Here is a 16,309-nt window from a genome sequence, read left to right as displayed (position 1 = left end):
TTACAATTTTTTACGTTTTTTTCATAGCTCCTTAACAATTAGCGTGTAGAATAAGCTGAAAGAAAAGGAGGAGAGAAAATGAAAGGACTTAAAGCTTCCTTAGCTCTTTTTACAGCAGCAAGCGCCTTTATAAGCAGTGCTTCTTTGGTGCAAGGTGAAGAAAGGGAGTTAACAGTAGACCGAGAAGATGATGCGCTTCAAATTAAAAAAATCGCAAGTTATGATAGTGGATCTGGTGAAGGCGGAACCGAAATATTAGTTTATGACATACATACAAAAAAAGCGTTTGTAACAAACAGTGCGAAAAAATCTATTGATATTGTTGATTTTTCAACATTAAACAAGAATGAAGACCTCTCTTTAAAGCCTTCTGCAAGCATTTCTTTAAAACAATTAGGAATTGAGAATGCGGATGGAATTACAAGTGTTGCAACACACCCGAAAGCGAACTTTATAGCTGCTGCTGTTCCGAGCAGTCCGAAGCAGGAAAATGGTTATATTGTATTGCTTGATAAAGAAGGGAATTTTTTAACAAAGATTGAGGTAGGGGCTCTGCCTGACAACGTTGTTTTTACTCCGGATGGAGAGACTCTTCTCACTGCAAATGAAGGTGAGCCAAGCAGTGACTACAAGCAAAATCCAGAAGGGTCTGTTTCCATTATTAATGTAAAAGAAATCAATAATCTTAAAAAGGAAGAAATGAGGAAATTGAATATTAAGGCGATAAACGTTTCTTTCGAAGATGTACCAATTCGGGGGGAAGTGAGAAAGAAGTCAAAAGGCACGTTAATGGAACAGCTTGAGCCCGAGTATATTACAGTTGATGAGAAAAGTGAGTATGCATATGTATCTCTTCAAGAAAATAACGCGATTGCAAAGTTGAACTTAAAAACGCAGAAGTTTGACGAGATTGTAGGATTAGGAGTGAAAGATCATTCTCTCAAAGAAAATGCCCTTGATGGAATGAATAATGGGAAAATTAATATTGAACCCCTGCCTGTTTTAGGAATGTACCAACCAGATGCGCTTGATTATTTTCAAAAAGGCAACAAAGGATATATCGTAACTCCGAATGAGGGAGATGCCCGCGACTATGAGGTTTATGGAGAAGAGAAAACGATCAAGGAACTTCTTAATAGCGGTGAGAAAATTGAACTGAATGCCACACACTATAAAGGTTTTACTCAAAAAGAAATAAATCAAATGGTCCAAAATGGGCTTTTCAACGAGAAAGAGCTTGGGGATTTAAAAGTAAGTATTGAAGAAGGGAAAAACAAAGACGGCGTCTATGAGTCTCTGTATTCTTTTGGAGGGCGTTCTTTTTCCATTTGGGATGCTAAAACATTAGAAAAAGTATATGATAGTGGTTCACAGTTTGAAGATATTACGGCTAAGGTTTATCCTGAAACGTTTAATTCCTCAAATGATAAAGTAAAACTAGATAATAGAAGTGATGATAAAGGGCCAGAGCCAGAAGCTGCAGAAGTAGGGGAAATTGGTGGTCAAACTTATGCTTTCATTGGTCTTGAACGGATGGGAGGCGTGATGGTTTATAATATCTCAAATCCTACAAAAGCACACTATACAACGTACTTTTCAAGTCGCGATATGTCAGAAGATGTGAAAGAAGATTCCGCGCCTGAAGGGATAACGTTTATTGATCAAAAGGACAGTCCAACAAAGACGCCGCTTTTAATCGTTTCTAACGAAGTATCAGGAACTGTTGCTCTGTATGAAATAGAAGGGAAAGCTAAAGAATTTAAAGATGTTCCAAAAACTCATTGGGCATACACATATATTCAAGAACTTGTAGAAAAAGGCATTGTAGATGGAAAAGAGGATGGTACTTTCTCTCCTCAAGAAGAAGTAACACGGGCTCAGTTTGCTAAAATAGTAAAAAGAGCGTTAAATATCCCGTCTGTTTCTCACACTGCTCCTTTTAAAGATGTTCCAGAATGGGTAAGTGACGATGTTAATGCCCTGTATCAAGCAGGAATTATCCAAGGCAAAACTAAGGAAATTTTTGAGCCTGAACAATCCATTACCCGTCAGCAAATGGCTCTTATGATTATGAGAGCATATGAATGGAAAAAAGGAAAGCTTTCTCATGTTGAACGAGCACCATTTAAAGACAGAGGAATGATTTCAGAAGAGGCGCAGGAGAAAGTTGATGCTCTTTATACATTAGGAGTTATGAGTGGGAAGAACAGCGGCAATTTCTCACCATATGAATCGTCTTCGCGGGCTCAAGCTGCAAAAGTACTCTCAAAACTCTTATCTTCTCTAGAATAAAAAAGCAAGCCTAATAAAAGGCTTGCTCTTTTATTATTTTACATCTTGGACTTCTTTTGAAACATTTTTCATTGGTTTTGGTTTCTTTACATTTTGTGTAAGGCGATCGATCTTAGCAATATCATAAACGCCTGCTCCGACGATCTCTGCTACATCTTGAAGTTTTTCTTTACTAATCTTGTCAACGGTATCATCTGGGGTATGATACCATGGTTCTGTTGGCTCATGAATAAATAATGCAGATGGTATGCCAACTTCAGCGAAAGGAACGTGATCGCTTCGGTCTCCCTGGCCATATGGAGTTCGTTCTCCATTCAATCGCTCACTAGCATCGCCTGCAACATCTGTTACTGTGTTAGGCTGCCCACTTACGGTATTCATCACAAGGTCGCCTGCATCTTTGCTTCCAACCATATCAAGCTGGAACATTGCGCGCGTTCTAAAAATATCATTTTGTCCAAGCGAATCTACGTATTTTGTAGAGCCGATAAGACCGTTTTCTTCTGCTCCAAATGTTACAAAACGAAGTTCAGTATCTGTCTTAGCTTTTGCCATCACTCTAGCTAGCTCTAACGTTACAGCAACACCTGATGCATCATCATTTGCTCCTGGTGCTCCCTCAACAGAGTCATGATGAGCCCCAACAACGACAATTTCGCCTGTATCTTTTTTCTGATTTGAAGCTTTTTTCGTTGCAATTACATTGTGAGAAGTTCGTGTTTCTAATTTTGAACCTTCAACTGCGACTTCAGCATTTACAGTTTCTCCGTCTTGGAGCTTTTTAGCGAGTTTTTCACCAACATCTTTTGGTAAAGAAAGAGCAGGAACATAAGCATCATTAGCTCCACCGAGGGTTCCATTTAGCTCACCGTCTTCATTGTTATAAATGATGACCGCTTCCGCTCCTTTTTTGGCTGCATTTAGTACTTTCTCAGCAAAAGAGATGTTTCCACGTTCAATTAAGGCAATTTTTCCTGTCAAATCAAGATCTTTTACATCGTCTTCAGTACCTAACCCAACGTACTGAAGCTCACCTGTTGCTTGTCCATTTCCTGTATATGTTAAAGCTTGAGGAGTGTACTCTGTATTATCGTCCTTAATATCTAATGAGAGCGTTGTTGGTGGAACATATGCTTCAAAAGTAAACGGCTGAATTTGAACATTATATCCATACGAAGAAAATTTCTGCTGTATGTATTGAACAGCATTATATTCAGCAGGAGTGCCTGCTACTCTTGGTTGTGAAGACAAGCGGGAAATATGACTGTATATGTTATTAACATTAACACTTTGAACGATTTTTTGATCTTCTTTTGTAAGTGCGGATGTTTCAACTTGTGAAGCTGCAAACGAAGAGGATGGGATTCCAAAAGTACTTGTTGCTAGTCCTGCTACAAGTGCGACAGAAAGTAGTGGTTTTCGAAAAGGATATCGTTTCATAAAAAAACCTCCTAGTTTTTACTATCTTCATTATTAATGTTATAATATTTTAAAAATTTAGTTAAGTTAGAAAAGTACTAGTTGTAAATAATTTGTAATGAATATAGTAAAATAGAAATGTAGGGATAATTTATCACATTAGTAAATACTAGGATTAGTATTCAAAGGTTAAGATTAAGAAAGGAAATACAGGAAAAAGATTGAAGTATAGCCATTAAAAATATGTGGTTTATTTTCAATAAATAAAGGAAAATGAGTATAGTAAAAGAATGATAGGGATTAAATGGAATGGAAATTAAAGAATGTAGGTCTATTTATACAATACTTTTATCCTATTTGTTATTAAACCTAGAATATTTTAGCCGATGTAAAAAAGAGAGGTAGAGTTTATGGAGGTGTACAGCGGTGGGAAACAGAATTACGTTAGATTATAATGCTCAAAGCTTACGATTTTTATTAGAAATGATTTGTGAAAAGAAAAACCAGTTTACTCACCAAGATCTCGTTTATTGGTGTGATAAATTTGTCATTAAATATTATAAATATGAAGAGCACTCATACATAGAAGATTTACGAGATCAGAAAATAAAAGAAGAAGCAACAGCTTTTCAAGTGGCGCAAAATATAGGATGGCAATGGTACGTACATATTGCTCAACACTATACACCACTTGAAGTTGTGCAAGCAGACTTAAATACTGTTCAACTGCCTCTTGAACTTTTTCAAAGTTGGTATGAACAGATGAATCTTTCACGAAATTGGGAAGAAGTTTTTGAAGCGCGTTACGAAGAGAAGCAAAAGGAAGAAACGACCCTTTCAAGAATTAAAACATATGGAAGACGTAGAAAGAGAGATATTTACAGAGAAATAGAAGGAGGAAAAGTAGAAGGCCAGTTTTATTAGGTCTTCTGCTTTTTTTCTGTAATGATTTTGTTAGTTTTCAACATTTCGTGGGAAAACCAGTTTGTCCTTATATAAAAGATAGAAATATATCTTATTTCATAAAATATTGTCAAACGATTTATAGGTTGGGGACGTTTGTGAAGCGAAGATAGCGGGGAATACATTTATATCATAAAGTGACGTGCTACAAGAAACGTTAAAAAAGGGAGGGAGACAAATGAAATACAAAGTAAAGCATTGGTTAAGACTAACAACGGACGAACGCTACCTTTTACTTTTGGCAACTTCTATGATACAAAAAGAAAAACGTTAATAAAATAGAGGATAAGTCCGCTGCTAGTCTTCATAATGAAGAGGGCAGCTTTTTTGTGAGGAAAACTTGATATAATGAAAGAATAAGAGAAGGAAAAAAGGAGAGATGAGGATGAAATTGGATACTGTATATTTATGTTCTCCAAGCAAGACAGTAAGTGAAGATGCTTATGTTATAAATGAAAAACAAAACATTTATGGGGTCTTTGATGGAGCAACACCTGTCACTCCTTTTCAAAATAGCAAAGGACAAAATGGAGCATATCTAGCTTCTCGTTGCTTTCAAACATATTTTACTGAAGAGGTGAGACAAGAGGAGAGTTTGTTAGAATCCGTTGTTAAAGCAAATAAAAAGTTATTAGAGATGATGAAAAGTCATCATATCTTAATTCATAAAAAAGAAGAACTTTGGTCAACATGCGTAGCCTTAATAAAGTTGGAAAAAGAGAAAATTCAGTTTGCACAGCTTGGTGATTCAATGATTGTAATGGAAAATAAAGAAGGCAAAGTTACTGTTCTCACGAAAGATACGGTAAAAGGGATAGGATTTCGTGCAAAACAAAAAAGAGAAATGGAGCGTTTAAGAGGAAAAGAGAACAACGATGAAGATTTTTACCAAAAAAACTCTCTATATTCTTTACGTTATAACCGAACACTAGCGAACACCCCTAATGGCTATTCTGTTGCAAATGGAGAAGAAGAAGTAAGAAAGTATATTCAGTATGGAGAGATTCAAAAAAATGAGGTTAGCTGCTTATTACTCGTAAGCGATGGATTTTTTCATCCATCAGAAAGTTTAGAAACTACATATCAACATATTCGTTCCGGAGGATTAGAACGCTATGCATACAAGTTGGCGAAGTTAGAGAGTGAAAATAACCTACACTCAGATGATAAGACAGGTATCTTGCTTCAGTTTTAAGGTAGAAGAGGGGGAGTAACAATGGCTCGATATGCAATCGTAACAGGATCTTCAAGCGGATTTGGCTATGCGGTTTGTTTAAGGCTTGCACAAGAAGGGTTCTATGTATATGCAACAATGAGGAATATTGCAAAAGGAAAAGACTTGCTCGAGGAAGCTGAACAGCTCCAAGTTAAGCAATATATTACTGTAAAAGAACTTGATGTAACGAGTGAAGCATCACTTGCAGCTTTTCGCGAAGAACTAGCACAAATAGATGAAGTGGATGTGCTTGTTAATAATGCAGGATATGCAGGAGGCGGATTTGTTGAAGACTGCGAGTTAGCAGATTTTAAACAACAGTTTGATACAAATGTGTTTGGAGTCATCGCTCTTACAAATCTTGTTTTACCAATTATGCGACAAAATCGAAAAGGCACTATTATTAATATTAGTAGCATAAGTGGGAAAATAGGATTTCCAGGCCTTTCTCCTTATTCCTCTTCAAAGTTTGCGCTTGAAGGATTTAGTGAAAGTTTGCGCCTTGAAATGAGACCATTTGGTGTTTATGTGGTGCTAATAGAGCCAGGATCATATAATACAAACATATGGACAAAAGGAAAAAAGGTCGCAAAAAGAGAACAGTCTGCATACGTGGCACAAATGAAGAAAATTGAAAATTACATTGAAGGCGGAAAAGATCGTTTAGGAGATCGGGGGGAAATAGCTGATCTAGTAGCGAAAATCGCTAATCATCGCTCTCCATCACTTCGCTATGCTGTTGGCAAAGGAGTAAAGTTGAACCTTTTTGCGAAAACAATACTCCCTTGGAAGTGGTGGGAAAAGATTGTATTAAAGCAGTTAAAATGAGTCTTTTTTGTAGGGAAGTACTCATTTTTTTGAAAAAGTATTGTCCGAAGTGATGATAATGATTATAATTATCAATGAGAATAAAAATCAATCAAAAATTTAAGCGTGTATATAAAAATAATAACGTGTTAATAGAAAACTTTAGGATGAAAGAAGAGGTGGAACGGGATATGTCTATTATGGAAACGAAAGAGCTGTCTATTTCTTACGGAGATCGTAAAATTGTAAGCGACTTAACAGTGGAAATCCCAAAAGGAAAAATCACCACAATTATTGGACCAAACGGATGCGGAAAATCAACAATTTTAAAAACAATGTCACGTATTTTAAAACCAACGTCAGGCGATATTTACTTAGATGGTAAAGCTATTCAAAAGCAATCTACAAAGGAGATTGCGAAAAAGATGGCAATTTTACCCCAAATTCCAGAATCTCCAGGTGGCTTAACAGTAGCTGAACTTGTTTCATATGGACGTTTTCCACACCAAAAAGGATTCGGAAAATTGAAGGAAAGCGATAAAAATATTATTTATTGGGCTCTTGAAGTAACAGGGATGTTAGAGTTTAAAGACCGCCCTCTGGAAGCTTTATCAGGTGGGCAACGTCAGCGTGTTTGGATTGCTATGGTTCTTGCGCAAGAAACAGATTTGCTTTTGCTTGATGAGCCAACTACTTATTTAGACTTAGCACATCAATTAGAGATTTTGCAGCTTCTTCAAACGCTTAATCAACAGGAGAACAGAACAATTGCAATGGTTATTCATGATCTTAACCATGCAGCTCGATTTGCTGATTATATGATTGCTGTAAACAGTGGAGAAGTTGTATGTAAAGGAACGCCTGATGAAGTGATGACCCCTGAAGTATTAGGAAAGGTTTTTGGAATTGATGCGGAGATTGTGCGTGATCCAAGAACAAACAAGCCCGTATGCTTAACATATGACTTGATGCCAGCAATTGGTGCTAAAACACCTGCTGCAGTCTAAAAAAGGCGGATTCTATCCGCCTTTTTTGCATGTTGAGAAGATATAAAAGTTAGCGATGTTCTTCTTGAAGTTCTAATAGGATATTGAGCTGCTCTTCCAATCGGTTTGTTTTTGGATTATGAGGTCCGTAGAACTGCTGATAAAATTCTAGCTGTTGTCGCGTTGAATTAATTAAAATCTCTAGCTCATCTATTCGCTCCATAATTAGATACCCCCTCAAATTAATAATATCAATAAAAGGATGATATTAGGAGTTGTTACAAAAAATGATAAAAAGGGAATATTTTTAGTTTCTTAAAAGGGTTTAATTATTAGTCGTAAAGTCACCTTAAAAAAGAGGAGTTTGGGGCTTTTTTCATGATAAATTGTTAAAAATATCTTCTGGATTTTGTTTCTGAATAAAAATGATTTATACTAGGTAGTAATCATCTTTTGGAGATGGTGTTCAAAAGCCACGTTTCTTGAATAAGAGCGTGGCTTTCGCTTATTTTATAATGAAACTAATGAATTTCTTATATAACTAAAATAACTGCATTCTGCCTTTTTTCACTTTTACAATTGGAGTAGACTTGTACTGGACATATTTTCTTTTTCTCTTACTTGATATTTAAAAGAATAAAAACGTGGGATAGTAAAAGAAAAGAGAATAAAATATTATAGAAAGAAGATGTTTAACATGATGTCCTTACATAGTCGTTCACCTCGAAATGAAGGTGACCTGACGTGAAAGTTGTTCCTTTTCTCATTACAATAGCAGTAGGAGTCCTTATATGGTTTATTCCAGAACCTAGTGGGGTAGATCCGAAAGCTTGGCATTTACTAGCCATTTTTGTTGCTACAATTATTGGTTTTATTCTTAAACCATTGCCGATGGGATCGCTTGCTATTTTGAGCTTAGCTGTCGTTGCAGTGACAGGTGTTTTAACAATTGACCAAACATTAAGTGGATTTGCCAATACAACAATTTGGCTAATTGTGATTGCCTTTTTCATTTCACGCGGCTTTATTAAAACAGGTCTTGGCACACGTATTGCTTACTTGTTTGTGAAGCGATTTGGAAAAAAGACGCTTGGCCTGTCGTACTCACTCCTTGTTAGTGATTTATTGCTTGCGCCCGCTATTCCAAGTAATACAGCACGTGCAGGAGGAATTATTTATCCAATCATTGCAGCTTTGTCAGAGACATTTGGCTCAAGACCAAATGATGGAACAGAGCGTAAAATGGGAGCATTTCTTTTAAAGGTTGGATTTCAAGGAAACTTAATTACCTCCACAATGTTCTTAACAGCCTTCGCACCTAATCCACTTTCAGCAAAACTTGCGCATGATGTAGCAGGTGTTAACATTACGTGGACAGGTTGGGCCGTTGCAGCCTTTGTTCCTGGAATTATTAGTTTGATTGTAATTCCACTGTTAATTTATAAAATTTATCCACCGGAAGTAAAAGAAACCCCGGAAGCTGCTTCTATTGCAGAAGGAAAGCTTGCCGAAATGGGGCCGATGAAGAAGGAAGAAAAGTTTATGATCGGCGTTTTCTTTCTTGTTCTGATCCTATGGATTTTTGGAGAGTCTTTCAATATTGCATCAACAACAACAGCTCTTATTGGTTTATCTGTTTTATTACTCACAGGCGTATTATCTTGGGACGATATTAAAAATGAGAAAGCAGCATGGGACACGCTTGTTTGGTTTGCGGCTCTTGTAACGCTTGCAACCTATTTAAATGAGCTTGGTCTTATTCCGTGGTTCAGTGATGTGATGAGCAACGTTGTTAGTGGATATTCTTGGATCTTAGCGCTTATTATACTTGCTATTATTTATTATTACTCACACTACTTTTTCGCAAGTGGGACAGCTCACGTTAGTGCGATGTATGCAGCCTTTTTATCAGTTGTTCTCGCTGCCGGGGCTCCAGCAATGCTTGCAGCCTTATTGCTTGCTTTCATTGCCGGTTTATTTGGAGCAACAACTCACTATGGTGTAGGACCTGCACCTGTATTATTTGGGGCAGGTTATATTCCGCAAAATAAATGGTGGTCAATTGGTTTTATCATTTCAATTGTTCATCTCATTATTTGGGTTATTATTGGTGGTCTATGGTGGAAAATCCTTGGGCTATGGTAAGAAAAGAAGAATAAGCCGCTTGCTATAGCAAGCGGCTTATTCTTCTTTATTTGCATAGATTTGTTCCGTGCTTCTCGAGTATATTTCAATCATATTTCCGAACGGGTCTTTACAATATACCATATAATAAGGTTTGTTCTCTTGAAGCTGCCACGTCTTACTTACGCGCTCTCCGCCTGTTTTTACAATTTTGTCTGCTAGTTCATCAACGTTTTTATGAATCACACAAATATGAAAAAAACCAGGCGTCCATGGCGGAGGGGGCGTTCCTTCTGTTTTTGGATGCTTGAATTCAAAAAGCTCAATGCCCACTCCATTTATAGCACTAAGATGAGCATTTCGTTTATGCGTAACTTCAGCACCAAATAAATCTTGCCCTAGATCACCTTTTTCTCCAGGTTTTGCTTTCATTGTGTAAGGCCCTGCAATAAGCTCAAAGCCCAATATGTCTTTATACCATGAAATGGCTTTATCTAAATCTGATACAGCTAAACCAATGTGTGTAATAGCAACCATAATATTACCTCCTGTTTCTTATCTTGTTGCCTTTTTGGGAGGATGATAAACACGAGGAGTAGATTAAATTAACAGACGCTTGTCCTTCTCAATTTTTCCTTTTAAAAGCTTAAGTTCTTCGCCTTCAGTAAGCAAATCAATAAGAACTCCGTTGAAAATATCATGATTTTGTTTTTTGTAATTAGATTGCAGATAACGTACTCTATACCATTTTTGATCATGTTCAAAGTACATATAGCGACCATGAGTATAATCTACCCAAAACTTCGCTTTCTTTCCGTTTAGTAATTTAGGAACATACCCCCATGTTCGTCCTTGATGAGAAAGTGACATAAGCGGTCTAGAGGTATTGATTGCTTCATAATAAAGTTTATGTTTTATATCAAATAGCATCATCTTCTATTTCCTCCTCTAGCTTTTTTAAAATTATAGTAGAGAAAGCATTCATTTATGTTTATTTAGGACAACTTTTTCGGTTTAGGAAGCAATTTTGAATAGAATTTTTGAAAAACAGCTATACTGATGTTACATCACTAACAGGAGGACAAAACATGAAGGAACGTTGCAACGTATGTAAACTAGAAAAGAAGCCACATAAACAAACAAAAGAAAACCGATATTGTGAAGATTGTTGGGACATTATTAATAAAAAATATGCGGTAGAATCATAAAAACCCTTCGTAATGAAGGGCTTTTATCGTTTATAAGGAGTTTTCAGATAAGGGAGAGAAATCTTCCTCTTGTTCTGACACATGATTCTTTTCAATTGGTGAGCGTTTATGATAACGTCCAAGTACTGCACTCATCATGAAAATAGCAATAAAAGAATAGAGAACATGAACAATTCCAAATACAAAGATTGCCCCACAAAGAATCATGAGATCTGTTGTAAACATCGTTTTTCCTGGATTAATACCGTATTTTTTATCAAGATATACACATAGCATGTTAATACCGCCAAGCGATGAGCCGTTTCGGAAGAGGAAAATTAGCCCAATCCCAATAAGAATTCCTGCAAGAGGCGAGGATAGAAGAGGGTGAGGAAGTGAAATAGGAAGCCATTCAGAGAAGAAGTCAGAAAGAAAAGAAAGAAGAGTTACGCTGACAAAGCTTCGAATGGTAAACAGCACACCAATTTGAGTAATAGCCATAAAATAGAACGGCAAGTTAATAATAAAAAATAAGATACCGAATGAAAGTCCTGTTAAAGGGTGTAAAACCATACCAAGTCCAGCAGTTCCCCCCATGACAAGATGTGAAGAAGTTAACAAGTTAATTCCGAGAGAAACGGCTATGCAGCCAATTATAATGGAGACCCAACGTTTTATGCTTTCCATACTTATACTCCTTTACTTTCTTGATTTACTTTATCAGTATAAGATAGTCAAGAATAGAAGAAAACAACTTTGTTAGATAATATGACAAAGAAATAGTGAATTTAGAAAGAAAAGTGTAATTTTCTGAATATTTTGTTATGTTTCTTGACATATAGTTTAAATATCTTGGAAAAAGGGCATAAAGAGAGATATCTCTATAAGAGAACACATATTTTATAAAGGAAAGGAGGAAAGAAAAATGAAAAGTTCAACAATAATGAAATGGATTACAGGTATATGTGAGGCATTGCTTGGTATTCCTTTTTTAGGAGGACTCTTTGTTCTTGCAAACGGATGGGCTCCACTGCTGTTTATGGGAATTGTTCATTTAATTACTCTTCTTTTATCTGTAAGAGATAATGAAAACAAGTATGGAAGTATTTTTGGAATTATCACTTCTGTTGTAGCATTAATCCCTGTTGTTGGAATGGTTATGCATATTATAAGTGCTTTAGTTTTATTTGTAGCAGCAATTCGCTCTCGTCGTAAAACTCAAGTTATGTAGAGGTTTACATATAGAAGTGAGGAAAGGCAAGCAGAAATGCTTGCTTTTTTATAATGGGGAAAAGCGGAAAAACGAGTAAAAAAGGAACAATTTGTGTTTTTTCGACATTTAATGAATAAACTATCGGTATTTGTCAATGTTAATAAGTGAACAAATTGTGAAATTTATGTGTCTAAAATATGAACTTTTTATTGAAACCTGTTCAATAATATGGTAATTTTAAAAAAAGGAGCTGATTTTCGTGAGATTAAAAAGAGGAAAAGGCCAAACAAACGAAATGACGGAAATGTGTAAATTGATCGCTTCTGGAGAACTTTTTGTGGGGGTAATTGTCTTTGGTTTAAGCTTTATTGCAAGCGATTACAACAAAGATCATATTCTTACAATGCTCGGATTAGGAATTATGGGAGCTGCAATGGCAATGTTTGGATTTGGTTTGTTTCTCGGATTGATGGATGGAATGAAAAACGAAAAAAAATTAGCGGCTGAGTACAAGCTGTCTCCACTTAAACCAAGCCGCCATACATTAAAAGAGAAAAATCCTGACTGGAAACCATTGCCTTAAGCAGTGGTCTTTTTTTTAGGAAGAAATTATTTCGGTGGAAATGGCAAGAGAAAAAATTCACAAGATAGCTTGCTTTTAAACAAGAAACTTTCGGTGTGGTTTAACATATCGTTTAAGCTCAAACGTCAGCTGTTTTCTTATCGTTGTTTCCTCTACAGCTTTAGCAATGTCCCTAGCGTCCGGGAAAATACCAAACTCGTTAAACCGAACGCGGATATTTCCTTGAAATAAGAGCTTGTCTTTTTCTGTTTTAACTGTAGAAGAAACAGCTACTTCCTTTGTTCCTAAAGAGTCAACAGTACGGGGATAAACGTCTGTAAGTTTAAATTTAAAGATATATTCCATTGTGATTTCCTCCTTTTCTATAGAAGAAAAGCTCCCTTCTTTTGAAGAGAGCCTTTAAGTTGCCTCTGGCGGCGGTGTTTCGTTGTTCTTTGAACGCAGTTTAATAAAACGAACAAGATTTAAAACAACAGTTTTACAAACCGCATAAACAGGTACAGCTAAAATCATGCCGAGGATACCTGCTAAGTTTCCAGCTACAAGTAGTAAAATGATAATTGTAAGAGGGTGTGTGTCAAGTTTCTTCCCAATTACAAGAGGAGAAATGACGTTTCCATCAATTTGTTGAACAATAACGACTACGATGATCACTAAAATCGCTTTTGATGGGGAATCCAAAAGGGCGACAATAAGAGCAGGAGCAATACCAATGAACGGTCCTACATATGGGATGATGTTTGTAAGTGCGGCAATAATCCCAAGAATAATAGCGTAAGGAAGACCGATAATTAAGTAACCAATAAAGGTTGCAAGCCCAACGAACAAACAAACAATCATTTGTCCTTGAATATATGTTGCAAGTGTTTGGTTTGTATCTTTTAAGATTTTTAATCCTTCACCACGATAGCTTGCCGGAACAAAATTCATCAATGCTTTTGGAAATTTATCACCATCGCTAAGCATGTAGTACAGAATAAAAGGAACGGTAACAACAGTAAGCGTTACATTTGTTAATACACTAAAAATAGTTGAAAAACTGTTTGATAAATGTTCAGGAAGTGATGATCCTACATTCAAGACCGTGTTTTGAATTTTTTCAATTGATACATAATCTTGTTCAACTACCCATTTAAATGCTTTTGAATTGGATAACTCATTGATGAATCCTTGCGCTTGGTTTATGTATTTCGGCATATTGTCCACTAGATCATTCACCTGACTTGAAAGAGAAGGGCCAATAAGTGAGCTAACTAATGTAATCACACCGATAAATAAAACATAAAGAGCTAAAATGGCAAGCGCTTTTGGAAATTTAAGTTTTTGTAAAAAATGCACGATAGGGCGAAATAAAAAATACAAAAATCCTGAAACAAGAACAGGAAAAAATAAAGTGGATACAAAAATGACGATGGGATTAAAGATGAATGAAATTTTTGTACAAACAAAAATTAAAACAGCAATCATCAGTAATTCAAACGTCCAAAAATGAAGCTTTGACTTAAACAAACTCTTTCCTCCAATCACAAAAAATAAAAGGGCTACCTCTTACTACTCGAAAATTTACCATTTTCCATAAATAGCGTCAATATTGAACATGTTTATCGTACAGTAAGAAATTTTACTACTCTCTATTATACCTTTTTTTAGAAAGAAACACAGAAAAACGAAAGAAGAAAAAGTTGTTAGAAAAATAAAAATATTGAATATTTTATCACAATAAGTATATAATAAAACAAACCACTAACAATACTCATTTATGTGCAGATTACATGCATGTAGTTGAGTATTTTATTTTGTAAACAACGCAAACAGAAAAGAGGCCTAGTACCTCTTTTCTGTTTTTTTATAGCCCCTATTACAACTGTTTTCTTAAAAAGAGAATAAAATTCTATTTTCATCTTTTCTCATATATGGTATGATTACAATGTTTTTGTCGGCCCCGACTTTTCAGAAGAGGAAAGTCACTACAACTACAACTGAATATTGATAAAGGAGTGTTAGCATGAACACACTACGTAAACAATGGTTTGGAAATATTCGAGGAGATGTGTTAGCTGGCATTGTTGTAGCTCTCGCTTTGATACCAGAAGCTATTTCCTTCTCCATTATTGCAGGCGTTGATCCTATGGTAGGACTGTATGCATCTTTTACAATGGCAGTCACTATTTCTATTTTTGGCGGAAGACCCGGGATGATTTCCGCGGCCACAGGCGCAATGGCTCTCGTAATGGGAAGTTTAGTTTCTGACCACGGTTTTCAGTATTTATTAGCGGCTACAATTTTAACAGGAGTGCTTCAAATTCTATTTGGCGTTTTAAAACTGGCTCGTTTTATGAAGTTTGTTCCGCGCTCAGTTATGATTGGATTTGTGAATGCATTAGCTATACTTATCTTTATGGCTCAACTTCCTCACTTTAAAGGGGAATCTTGGCCAATGTATGCTTTGCTTATTGGTTCTTTAGCTATTATTTATCTTTTTCCGCGCGTTACTAAAGCAATTCCGTCTCCGCTTGTTGCAATTATTGTGATTACACTTGTAGCCGTATGGACGCATGCAGATGTTCGTACTGTCGGAGACATGGGAACACTTACAAGCTCTCTTCCTGCCTTTTTTATACCAGACATTCCGTTAAATTTTGAAACGTTGAAAATCATTTTCCCTTATTCATTAGCACTTGCGCTTGTAGGGTTATTAGAATCGCTCTTAACGTCTCAAATTGTTGATGACATGACAGATACGGAGAGCAATAAAAATCAAGAGTGCAAAGGACAAGGTGTTGCAAATATTGTAACAGGCTTTTTCGGAGGAATGGCAGGATGTGCAATGATTGGACAGTCTGTTATTAACGTGAAATCAGGTGGGCGCGGACGTTTATCTACGTTTGTTGCCGGGATGTTCCTTATGTTTCTTATTCTCGTATTGAGTAACGTTGTTGTTGAGATTCCAATGGCTGCGCTTGTTGGTGTGATGGTGATGGTATCTATAGGTACATTTGATTGGAGTTCATTAAAAGGATTCACAAAAGTGCCGCTTACAGATTCAATTGTGATGGTTGTAACCGTCATTTCGGTTGTTGCTACACATAACCTATCAATAGGTGTAATTATAGGTGTAATATTAAGTGCCATCTTTTTCGCTGGGAAAATTTCTAAAGTTCATGTCAAAAAGAATTTTGGTAACAATGGAGAGAAGATCTATCATGTAGAAGGACAGCTTTTCTTTGTTTCGGTTACAGATTTTCAAAAATCATTCGACTATAAAGAAGATGTTCAAAAAGTAACAATTGATCTAACAAATGCTCACATTTGGGATGACTCAGGAGCAGCAGCTCTTGATAAAGTTGTTCTAAAATTTCATGAGCAAGAAACAAACGTGAAGCTCGTTGGTTTAAATGAAGGAAGCGCAAACCTTCTGAAACGATTAGCTCCACAGCATAAACTATAAAAACGGTAGTTGTAGTTGATAGTTGGGTTGCGAAAAGTGACAAAACTCATAAAAAAGGATCCTTATATAAG

At 36.1% G+C, this 16,309-nt stretch carries 16 protein-coding genes; 9 read left to right on the top strand and 7 right to left on the bottom strand.

All coding sequences use genetic code 11. The annotated features are described in order from the left end of the window. Positions 1-78 precede the first annotated feature (78 nt). On the top strand, positions 79-2,292 hold the full coding sequence (locus tag ACK3CR_RS18695; RefSeq protein ID WP_488975926.1) for a choice-of-anchor I family protein: 2,214 nt from the start codon (positions 79-81) through the stop codon (positions 2,290-2,292). 33 nt (positions 2,293-2,325) lie between these two features. Here ACK3CR_RS18695 and ACK3CR_RS18690 read toward each other — a convergent pair whose 3' ends face one another. Continuing rightward, positions 2,326-3,732, bottom strand: a complete 1,407-nt coding sequence (locus tag ACK3CR_RS18690; protein ID WP_488975925.1) for a DUF4910 domain-containing protein — start codon at positions 3,730-3,732, stop codon at positions 2,326-2,328. Between the two features lie 405 nt (positions 3,733-4,137). On the opposite strand from ACK3CR_RS18690, the gene ACK3CR_RS18685 reads away from it, so the two are divergent. The 4 genes from ACK3CR_RS18685 to ACK3CR_RS18670 all read left to right on the top strand — a co-directional run bounded on the left by ACK3CR_RS18685 (position 4,138) and on the right by ACK3CR_RS18670 (position 7,704). After that, complete coding sequence (locus ACK3CR_RS18685; protein ID WP_243518839.1) at positions 4,138-4,635, top strand: hypothetical protein; 498 nt, start codon at positions 4,138-4,140, stop codon at positions 4,633-4,635. Between the two features lie 424 nt (positions 4,636-5,059). Beyond that, positions 5,060-5,869, top strand: coding sequence for a protein phosphatase 2C domain-containing protein (locus ACK3CR_RS18680; protein ID WP_488975924.1), 810 nt, complete (start codon positions 5,060-5,062; stop codon positions 5,867-5,869). Positions 5,870-5,890: 21 nt separating this feature from the next. Further along, positions 5,891-6,718 carry an SDR family oxidoreductase gene (locus tag ACK3CR_RS18675; protein ID WP_430237222.1) on the top strand — a complete coding sequence of 276 codons (828 nt, stop codon included), beginning with the start codon at positions 5,891-5,893 and terminating at the stop codon, positions 6,716-6,718. Positions 6,719-6,888: 170 nt separating this feature from the next. Then, entirely contained in the window at positions 6,889-7,704 is an 816-nt protein-coding gene (locus ACK3CR_RS18670; protein ID WP_243518847.1) for an ABC transporter ATP-binding protein, read from the top strand. A gap of 49 nt (positions 7,705-7,753) precedes the next feature. Here the strand turns inward: ACK3CR_RS18670 and ACK3CR_RS18665 are convergent, their stop codons facing one another. Beyond that, on the bottom strand, positions 7,754-7,906 hold the full coding sequence (locus ACK3CR_RS18665) for a hypothetical protein (protein WP_019392156.1): 153 nt from the start codon (positions 7,904-7,906) through the stop codon (positions 7,754-7,756). Between the two features lie 521 nt (positions 7,907-8,427). Here ACK3CR_RS18665 and ACK3CR_RS18660 point away from each other — a divergent pair. After that, positions 8,428-9,828, top strand: a complete 1,401-nt coding sequence (locus ACK3CR_RS18660) for an anion permease (protein ID WP_243518850.1) — start codon at positions 8,428-8,430, stop codon at positions 9,826-9,828. A 36-nt stretch (positions 9,829-9,864) separates the two neighbouring features. Here ACK3CR_RS18660 and ACK3CR_RS18655 read toward each other — a convergent pair whose 3' ends face one another. From ACK3CR_RS18655 to ACK3CR_RS18645, 3 genes are all read right to left on the bottom strand, one after another. After that, on the bottom strand, positions 9,865-10,344 hold the full coding sequence (locus ACK3CR_RS18655; protein ID WP_243518854.1) for a VOC family protein: 480 nt from the start codon (positions 10,342-10,344) through the stop codon (positions 9,865-9,867). A gap of 63 nt (positions 10,345-10,407) precedes the next feature. Then, complete coding sequence (locus tag ACK3CR_RS18650) at positions 10,408-10,740, bottom strand: hypothetical protein (protein WP_243518857.1); 333 nt, start codon at positions 10,738-10,740, stop codon at positions 10,408-10,410. A 305-nt stretch (positions 10,741-11,045) separates the two neighbouring features. Then, positions 11,046-11,681 carry a YitT family protein gene (locus ACK3CR_RS18645; RefSeq protein ID WP_019392161.1) on the bottom strand — a complete coding sequence of 212 codons (636 nt, stop codon included), beginning with the start codon at positions 11,679-11,681 and terminating at the stop codon, positions 11,046-11,048. Positions 11,682-11,919: 238 nt separating this feature from the next. On the opposite strand from ACK3CR_RS18645, the gene ACK3CR_RS18640 reads away from it, so the two are divergent. Continuing rightward, positions 11,920-12,225: a hypothetical protein gene (locus ACK3CR_RS18640; protein WP_243518859.1), complete on the top strand. Its 306-nt coding sequence runs from the start codon at positions 11,920-11,922 to the stop codon at positions 12,223-12,225. 241 nt (positions 12,226-12,466) lie between these two features. Then, positions 12,467-12,790, top strand: coding sequence for a hypothetical protein (locus ACK3CR_RS18635; protein WP_064505023.1), 324 nt, complete (start codon positions 12,467-12,469; stop codon positions 12,788-12,790). Positions 12,791-12,865: 75 nt separating this feature from the next. Here the strand turns inward: ACK3CR_RS18635 and ACK3CR_RS18630 are convergent, their stop codons facing one another. Both ACK3CR_RS18630 and ACK3CR_RS18625 read right to left on the bottom strand, forming a co-directional pair. Beyond that, on the bottom strand, positions 12,866-13,135 hold the full coding sequence (locus ACK3CR_RS18630) for a diaminopimelate epimerase (protein WP_328122650.1): 270 nt from the start codon (positions 13,133-13,135) through the stop codon (positions 12,866-12,868). Between the two features lie 54 nt (positions 13,136-13,189). Further along, positions 13,190-14,299 (bottom strand): AI-2E family transporter, encoded by a 1,110-nt coding sequence (locus ACK3CR_RS18625; protein ID WP_243518865.1) that lies wholly within the window; start codon positions 14,297-14,299, stop codon positions 13,190-13,192. A gap of 496 nt (positions 14,300-14,795) precedes the next feature. Between ACK3CR_RS18625 and ACK3CR_RS18620 the strand changes: the two genes are divergently transcribed. After that, positions 14,796-16,238: a SulP family inorganic anion transporter gene (locus ACK3CR_RS18620; RefSeq protein ID WP_488975923.1), complete on the top strand. Its 1,443-nt coding sequence runs from the start codon at positions 14,796-14,798 to the stop codon at positions 16,236-16,238. The last annotated feature ends 71 nt before the right edge of the window (positions 16,239-16,309 follow it).

The organism is Priestia sp. TRM10 (assembly GCF_057808375.1).
Note: the sequence above shows the minus strand (reverse complement) of the source record. Positions and strands in the feature narration are given on the sequence as shown.

Coding starts and splice junctions, on each gene's coding strand:
- ACK3CR_RS18695 (WP_488975926.1), top strand. CDS start 79: ATGAAAGGACTTAAAGCTTCCTTAGCTCTTTTTACAGCAGCAAGCGCC.
- ACK3CR_RS18675 (WP_430237222.1), top strand. CDS start 5,891: ATGGCTCGATATGCAATCGTAACAGGATCTTCAAGCGGATTTGGCTAT.
- ACK3CR_RS18670 (WP_243518847.1), top strand. CDS start 6,889: ATGTCTATTATGGAAACGAAAGAGCTGTCTATTTCTTACGGAGATCGT.
- ACK3CR_RS18690 (WP_488975925.1), bottom strand. CDS start 3,732: ATGAAACGATATCCTTTTCGAAAACCACTACTTTCTGTCGCACTTGTA.
- ACK3CR_RS18650 (WP_243518857.1), bottom strand. CDS start 10,740: ATGATGCTATTTGATATAAAACATAAACTTTATTATGAAGCAATCAAT.
- ACK3CR_RS18655 (WP_243518854.1), bottom strand. CDS start 10,344: ATGGTTGCTATTACACACATTGGTTTAGCTGTATCAGATTTAGATAAA.
- ACK3CR_RS18645 (WP_019392161.1), bottom strand. CDS start 11,681: ATGGAAAGCATAAAACGTTGGGTCTCCATTATAATTGGCTGCATAGCC.
- ACK3CR_RS18620 (WP_488975923.1), top strand. CDS start 14,796: ATGAACACACTACGTAAACAATGGTTTGGAAATATTCGAGGAGATGTG.
- ACK3CR_RS18640 (WP_243518859.1), top strand. CDS start 11,920: ATGAAAAGTTCAACAATAATGAAATGGATTACAGGTATATGTGAGGCA.
- ACK3CR_RS18630 (WP_328122650.1), bottom strand. CDS start 13,135: ATGGAATATATCTTTAAATTTAAACTTACAGACGTTTATCCCCGTACT.
- ACK3CR_RS18680 (WP_488975924.1), top strand. CDS start 5,060: ATGAAATTGGATACTGTATATTTATGTTCTCCAAGCAAGACAGTAAGT.
- ACK3CR_RS18665 (WP_019392156.1), bottom strand. CDS start 7,906: ATGGAGCGAATAGATGAGCTAGAGATTTTAATTAATTCAACGCGACAA.